The following is a 6,631-nucleotide window of genomic DNA, read 5'->3' as shown; positions in this document are numbered from 1 at the left end:
CCAATTACCAATCACCAATTACCAATTACCAATTACCAATTACCAATTACCAATCACCAATTACCAATTACCAATTACCAATTACCAATTACCAACAAAAATGATTAAAGTCTTACTTGTAGATGATCAAAGTTTAATTCGTCAAGGTTTAAGAGCCTTATTAGAATTAGAAGCAGATATAGAAATTGTCGGGGAAGCTGAAAATGGTCAAATCGCAATTAATCTAGTTGAAAAATTAAAACCTGACGTAATTTTAATGGATATCAGAATGCCTATCATAGATGGAGTTGCTGCTACCAAAGAAATTAATCACCATTTTCCTCACAGCAAAATTCTTATTTTAACAACTTTTGATGATGATGAATATGTGAAAGCAGGATTACAAAATGGCGCAATGGGTTATTTACTTAAAGATACACCCTCAGAAGAGTTAGCAGTCGCCATTCGTGCAGTTGACAAAGGATATTCCCAATTGGGACCAGGAATAGTCAAAAAACTAGTCACTCAATTTCCGGCTAATTCACAACCAGTATTAGCTGTACCAGCGAACTTAGCGGAACTCACCCCTAGAGAAAAAGAAGTTTTGCGGTTAATTGCTATTGGTGATAATAATCGAGAAATTGCCCAAAAATTGTATATTTCTGAGGGTACAGTTAAAAATCATGTTACCAATATCTTAAATAGACTAAGTTTACGCGATCGCACACAAGCTGCTATCCTGGCAAATAGTTTTTTTACTTACTTACAACAAAATATTGAAAATAAATAGCACATAATTTAATTCATAAGGGGGTTAGAAAAGAGGCATCCATTTACACAGTTCCATCATTGTGCAAACATGAATTGGCAATTTGTATGATTGATTGGTATTCCTGAATTGAGGTATGAAAATCAAAAATTCCCTTTCTGAAACTCTTAATCTTTGCGCCTTTGCGCCTTTGCGTGAGACTAATTCATACTTTCATTCACCAACGCCGATTGATTTAGCTTTTATTGAACAAGCTTATGTAGAAGTTTCTTCGGCTGCGGTACTCAAAGAAACAGGATGGTCAGCAGCCTTATTCAGACGTTTAATTGCTACTGGTGCATCTGATATGTAGTACCATAGGGAATAGGTGTAGGGGTTTAGCTCATGCTTTATCCCTGCTCCCTGCTCCCTGCTCCTTGCTTCTTATTTTTACTAAAAACTTATTCAGTAAATTTTAATTAGTATTAACTTGTGTCGTATCAACATCTGTAGTGCCATCAACAGTGTGAGCTACAGCAATTAGTTGATTAAGAATATCCTGGGTGGGAACTTGACCTTTTAGTACCACAGTGCTACCTGTTTGAGCAACCCAGAGAGTGTGAACATCATCAAGTTCAGGAGTTTGATCAAATGCTAATGCTACGCGCTTGGCTAAACCACTTTGGTCATATTCTCCATTTAATCCCATGCGTTCTGGCTCTGTTGTTTGTGTATTAGCATCGTCGCTAGAAATTGGATTAACTTGGGCGCTTTCCGATTGCTCTAAGCCAAACATTCTTTGTAACCAACCCATAAATACTTTGTTCCTGTCAATTTTCACTGCTGATGACAATATATGGCTTTAATTTAAAGGCTGCATCTATCTTTGAAAATAGATAACTTTTCCACAGGAACGGAACGATCGCAATTATTAAGTATAAAATAAAAATTCAGACCGACAATGCAGCGTAGTCGAAACTCGCTTTGCAGTCATGAGTGCCGGTCTGCGTTCATGTCATGCTCCTTTAGTCGCCGATGAAACATACGCTGTCAGTTATTGTGGAAGATGAAGCGGGGGTTCTATCCCGCATTGCTAGTTTATTTGCTCGTCGGGGTTTTAATATTGAAAGCCTGGCTGTGGGACCTGCGGAACAGGAAGGAGTATCCCGAATTACGATGGTTGTTCCTGGTGATGATCGCATTATTGAGCAACTTACCAAACAACTGTATAAGTTAGTTAATGTTCTCAAAGTGCAGGACATTACAGAAATTCCTTGTGTAGAAAGAGAATTGATGCTTCTGAAAGTAAATGCTACTAGCAGTAATCGTTCGGAGATTATCGAATTGTCGCAGATTTTCCGAGCGCGAATTGTGGATGTGGCTGAAGATTCTTTGACTTTGGAAGTTGTGGGTGATCCTGGTAAAATGGTGGCGATTGTGCAAATGCTACAAAAATTTGGACTGAGAGAAATCGCTCGCACAGGTAAAATTTCTCTGACTCGTGAATCGGGTGTGAATACTGAATTACTGAAGTCTTTACAAGCAAAAGTCTAGTGTAATTGCAAACGGATGATCAAGAAGTTAATCATCGAAGTTTTTCATGTAATCAAGCAGCAGATATGGTGTAATGGCTATATCTGCTGCTATTATTTTGATAATGAAGATTAAAAGTTAGGTGTTGCTAAAATTTCATCTTGCCTAAATTAAGTCGGTAATAGAAAATTGTCGCTGTTTCTCAAGGTCTTGTAAATGAAGTTTTTCTATATATATGGCTTCAGCATAATATTTATCTTTTTCTGGTTCGGCTTCAGGATCTATTTTTTCCCATTGTTCCATAAAATAACGATAGCGTTTTTCTCGAAATACTCTCTCCATGCAAGCTAATGCTGCTTGAATAACATGAGGAGTTCGTAATATTTCTGTTTTATTTTTTTCGTTGAGATGAAATATATGAGAAACTATTTCTAGTTCTTCTGCTAATTCTAAATATCTATTTTGCACACTAGAAATTAAATCAACTTCATCAACTGTAAATTCTGCCATTTGTTGCCATAAAAAGCGATGATGAGAAAGACTAAATTCTAAATTACGGTTTTCTAAATCTTCAATAATTATTTGCCGCTGCTGGGAAGAATGAAGATAAATAATTAATAATAATGCCTCCGCTCGTTCTAGTAAACTGCGTTCTGTGTTAACTAAAGATAGCTTTGGGGTTTTAGTTGCGGGATTACTTGTCCGCGGATTTAGAGATTTTATCCTACCAGGTTTAATTTGAGTTAGGAGATTTTCAACTCTTAAAGGAATAAGTCGAGTATCTCCTAAACTCAATATTTCTGCACAGGAAGAAACATAATAATTAAGTGTATCACTATTAACGATATTTTGCAATAGTTTAACTATTTGTTGGGTGACTTGTTGGAAATCAGTAGCTTGTTTTAAATCTCGATTTTTAATAATATTTTGAATTTGCCAATCAAGCCAAAGTGGCGCATTTGTTAATAGTTGTTGATAATCGGCTGAGGTATGACTATGTAGATATTCATCAGCATCTTTACCATTAGGTAAATTGAGGATTTTTAATTGCACTTCCCCTGCATAAGCCAAATTAGCAATTTCACCAATTGCTCTTTCTGTGGCGTTTGTGCCGGCTTTATCAGCATCGAAATTGAGGATTAATTGTTTGGATTCTGTGTAACGTAATAATAGCCGCACTTGTTCTATACTTAATGCAGTTCCTAGGGAAGCAACGGCGTTATTAATTCCGGCTGCATGGAGAGCGATCGCATCAAAATATCCCTCAACTACCACCGCTTGATCAACTTTAGAAATACCGTCTTTAGCTTCATCTAAAGCAAATAACATTTTCCCTTTACTAAATAATTCTGTTTCTGGAGAATTGAGATATTTCGGTTGTTCCTCCGTTAAAGTTCTGCCACCAAAAGCAATGACTCTACCTTGAATATCCCGAATAGGAATCATTAAGCGATCACGAAATACATCATAATATCCACCCCCTTCTTTCCGGGGTTTAATTAATCCCGCTTGTTCTACTAATTGCACGGGATAATGTTTACTTTCTACCAAATAACGGTAAAGAGTTTCCCAACCAGCAGGAGCATAACCTAAACCAAATTGTTGAATTGTTCCTTGTTTAAATTGACGAGTTTGTTCTAAATACTCTAATGCTTTTTGTCCTTGAGACTGTCTTAAAGTGTGTTGATAAAATTGAGCAGCAGTAGCAAGAACCGTATATAATTGATCACGTAAAGATATTTGCCGTTGTAATTCTTGTCTTTGTTCAGGTTCTAAAGTTTTAACCGGGACTTGATAACGTTTTGCTAAATCTAGTACCACGTCTGCAAATTGACGTTTTCCCAAGTCCATGACAAACTTAATCGCATTACCCGCTGCTTGACAGCCAAAGCAATAATACATTTGCTTATTAGGACTAACGCTAAAACTGGGGCTTTTCTCATCATGAAAAGGACATAACCCCAAAAAATCTTTACCTCGTTTCCGCAAAACTACATACTCCGAAACCACATCAACAATATCAGCCCTGAGTTTTACTTCTTCGATAGTGTCTGGATGTAAGCGGGGAATTTGCATGAGAGGTAAACAGTGAGAAGTGATATCTATTATATAGCAGGATTCACATCCAAAAATAGGGGAAGAAACTGCTAGATAATCTCTACCCATAACTACCCATACATTACTATTTGTCCGCATCTTCAATCAGTTGATCAACAAAATCCGTTGCTGCCAGTCAGGGACGGTTTTTGGGTAAGTTTTATAGAACCGGAGAGAAATATATCTTTTGCAACTGACAACTGACAACTGTACGGGCGAAGCATTTGGAGAACTATTTTTGGCAATGACCGATGATTATCTTCCAAATGCTTCGCCCCTACTAACAACTGACAACTGACGAATTACCAATCCAATCTAAAATCGTCTGGTTAACTTGTTCTGGTGATTCGTCATGGGGACAATGACCGACATCTTCCAAATATAGCAATTGCAATCTTTTATTGTAGCCCACAAATTGATTTGCTAGTTTTGGCGGCACAAATCGGTCTTTTTTCCCCCAAATTAACAGCATAGGAATTGTTAAGTTTGGTAAAATCTTCTTGACACTAGGACTAAAATTAACCCCCGTTGTCGCTTTAAACAAGGCTCTAAAGGCACGGGCAGATCCCCTATCCTGCGGCGGTCCTGCTAAAATATCTATAAGTTCATCAGTAATAGCTTCAGGATTTGCATAAGCTAAACTAGCCCAAGGACGCAGTACACCAGGACGACGCACAAAATAAAATATCGGTTTTAATATTAATCTGGAAGTAAATATACTTTTAATCCCGCTAACAAGAGGTTGTAAAGCAGTCGGGATCATCTCCTGTTCCAAATTAGGATCAGGTAAACTCATCATCACTATCCCCTTCACCATATCAGGATGGTTAGCGGCTGCGACTAGAGAAATTAGTGAACCGATGGAATTACCCACTAAAACCACTGGTTGACGAATAAAGGTTTTCCAAAAATCGTAAACCTGCTCTACCCACAGTTCCACATTGTAGCTAGTTGCAGCCTTTTCCGAAGCCCCAAAACCAATCATGTCTAAGGCGTAAACCGGATGAGATTTACCCAAAACCTCTAAATTATGTCGCCAATGACCAATGGACGCGCCGAAACCATGAAGTAAAATTAAAGGTGTTGTTTTTGCATAATCATGGGGAGGACGAATATAAGTATAACGGGTTTGCCAACCACGCCACACCCAATCCCTTTGATTACCAACTCTTTGCTGCCAATGTCTTACGGTAGTCACAGTTATCTCTTAGTGATTAGTTGGAAACTATTAATTTTGTGCGTTCTTTCTTAATATGTTACATTATATTTGGTTAGCTTCAATGTATACCTAATTTTGCTATCATGGAAACATCTTCTAGATATCATACCTCTATGTATCTCAGAAGAAAATTGTAACAATAGTTATTAGTGTCAAATATCATGTAATTTACGTTAAATAATGCAGTGGAATCAACTCAGAGTCAGGCTATACAGTCAACGACTTGATTAAACTTCTCTTATAAATTTGCTACACTAGAGAGGGATATTCATTTTCCAATTCTGAGTTACTGTTGTATTTTGCCTTCAATGGCATATCAAACTAAACTAACTAAATTCAAGACCAGTCCAAAATCTTAACTAATAGAGCTGCCACTAATCATAATGCCTGTGATTGAGAAAAAAAGAACTCGCGATCTGCCCCAAATTAACGAACGGATTCGCTTCCCGAAAATTCGGGTCATTGACACTGATGGCGCACAACTGGGAATTATAACTCCGCAGGAAGCGATACAATTAGCAGAGGAAAAGGAATTAGACCTAGTGCTAATTAGTGACAAGGCTGATCCGCCAGTGTGTCGAATAATGGACTATGGGAAATATAAGTTTGAGCAGGAGAAGAAGGCGCGGGAAGCCCGGAAGAAACAGCACACGGCTGATGTGAAAGAAGTGAAAATGCGCTACAAAATAGAAGAACATGACTATAATGTGCGCGTTAAGCAAGCTGAACGCTTCCTTAAAGATGGCGATAAAGTTAAGGCTACTGTGATGTTCCGAGGTCGGGAAATTCAACACAGTGACTTGGCAGAAACGTTGCTTAAACGGATGGCTACGGATTTAGAGCCTTTTGGTGAACTTCAGCAAGCACCTAAGAAAGAAGGGCGGAATATGATGATGCTGATTTCACCCAAAAAATAATCTTGTCAACAACCTGGTAATGAGTGCTGTATAAATTAGTGAATAATAGGATCTAAAATTGACCCCAGGGAAATTTTTCCCATTCCCTCAGCATTCAACCATAATTAGATTTATGTCAATTTATTCTAAAATGATAGT

General features: G+C 37.7%; 7 protein-coding genes and 1 pseudogene. 4 read left to right on the top strand and 4 right to left on the bottom strand.

Annotated features, from left to right (window positions below; all coding sequences use genetic code 11):
- The first annotated feature begins 100 nt into the window (after positions 1–100).
- Both PN450_RS06865 and PN450_RS24195 read left to right on the top strand, forming a co-directional pair.
- Positions 101–769: a response regulator gene (locus PN450_RS06865; protein ID WP_148767000.1), complete on the top strand. Its 669-nt coding sequence runs from the start codon at positions 101–103 to the stop codon at positions 767–769.
- A gap of 208 nt (positions 770–977) precedes the next feature.
- A pseudogene (locus PN450_RS24195) lies at positions 978–1,100 on the top strand (protoglobin domain-containing protein); the annotation flags it as partial.
- A 102-nt stretch (positions 1,101–1,202) separates the two neighbouring features.
- Here the strand turns inward: PN450_RS24195 and PN450_RS06855 are convergent.
- The gene (locus PN450_RS06855) at positions 1,203–1,541 is read right to left on the bottom strand and encodes a BON domain-containing protein (RefSeq protein WP_168697529.1); all 339 of its coding nucleotides are present in this window, start codon (positions 1,539–1,541) and stop codon (positions 1,203–1,205) included.
- Positions 1,542–1,762: 221 nt separating this feature from the next.
- Between PN450_RS06855 and ilvN the strand changes: the two genes are divergently transcribed.
- Positions 1,763–2,281 carry an acetolactate synthase small subunit gene (ilvN, locus tag PN450_RS06850; protein WP_015083282.1) on the top strand — a complete coding sequence of 173 codons (519 nt, stop codon included), beginning with the start codon at positions 1,763–1,765 and terminating at the stop codon, positions 2,279–2,281.
- A 144-nt stretch (positions 2,282–2,425) separates the two neighbouring features.
- Here ilvN and dnaG read toward each other — a convergent pair whose 3' ends face one another.
- The 3 genes from dnaG to PN450_RS06835 form a co-directional block, all read right to left on the bottom strand.
- Positions 2,426–4,336, bottom strand: a complete 1,911-nt coding sequence (gene dnaG / locus PN450_RS06845; protein ID WP_148767002.1) for a DNA primase — start codon at positions 4,334–4,336, stop codon at positions 2,426–2,428.
- Positions 4,337–4,470: 134 nt separating this feature from the next.
- Positions 4,471–4,644 carry a hypothetical protein gene (locus tag PN450_RS06840; RefSeq protein ID WP_271835804.1) on the bottom strand — a complete coding sequence of 58 codons (174 nt, stop codon included), beginning with the start codon at positions 4,642–4,644 and terminating at the stop codon, positions 4,471–4,473.
- The gene (locus PN450_RS06835) at positions 4,638–5,555 is read right to left on the bottom strand and encodes an alpha/beta fold hydrolase (RefSeq protein ID WP_271835803.1); all 918 of its coding nucleotides are present in this window, start codon (positions 5,553–5,555) and stop codon (positions 4,638–4,640) included. The genes PN450_RS06840 and PN450_RS06835 overlap by 7 nt, the downstream gene beginning before the upstream one ends.
- 404 nt (positions 5,556–5,959) lie before the next feature.
- Between PN450_RS06835 and infC the strand changes: the two genes are divergently transcribed.
- Positions 5,960–6,493 carry a translation initiation factor IF-3 gene (gene infC, locus PN450_RS06830; protein WP_015083285.1) on the top strand — a complete coding sequence of 178 codons (534 nt, stop codon included), beginning with the start codon at positions 5,960–5,962 and terminating at the stop codon, positions 6,491–6,493.
- The last annotated feature ends 138 nt before the right edge of the window (positions 6,494–6,631 follow it).

Source organism: Dolichospermum lemmermannii CS-548, from assembly GCF_028330815.1.
In the GTDB taxonomy this organism is placed as follows: domain Bacteria; phylum Cyanobacteriota; class Cyanobacteriia; order Cyanobacteriales; family Nostocaceae; genus Dolichospermum; species Dolichospermum lemmermannii.
This window is presented reverse-complemented; position numbering and strand designations above follow the sequence as displayed.

Bases quoted from the DNA above. Each gene is read 5' to 3' on its own strand.
- PN450_RS06865 (WP_148767000.1), top strand. From the start codon at position 101: ATGATTAAAGTCTTACTTGTAGATGATCAAAGTTTAATTCGTCAAGGT.
- PN450_RS06855 (WP_168697529.1), bottom strand. From the start codon at position 1,541: ATGGGTTGGTTACAAAGAATGTTTGGCTTAGAGCAATCGGAAAGCGCC.
- ilvN (WP_015083282.1), top strand. From the start codon at position 1,763: ATGAAACATACGCTGTCAGTTATTGTGGAAGATGAAGCGGGGGTTCTA.
- dnaG (WP_148767002.1), bottom strand. From the start codon at position 4,336: ATGCAAATTCCCCGCTTACATCCAGACACTATCGAAGAAGTAAAACTC.
- infC (WP_015083285.1), top strand. From the start codon at position 5,960: ATGCCTGTGATTGAGAAAAAAAGAACTCGCGATCTGCCCCAAATTAAC.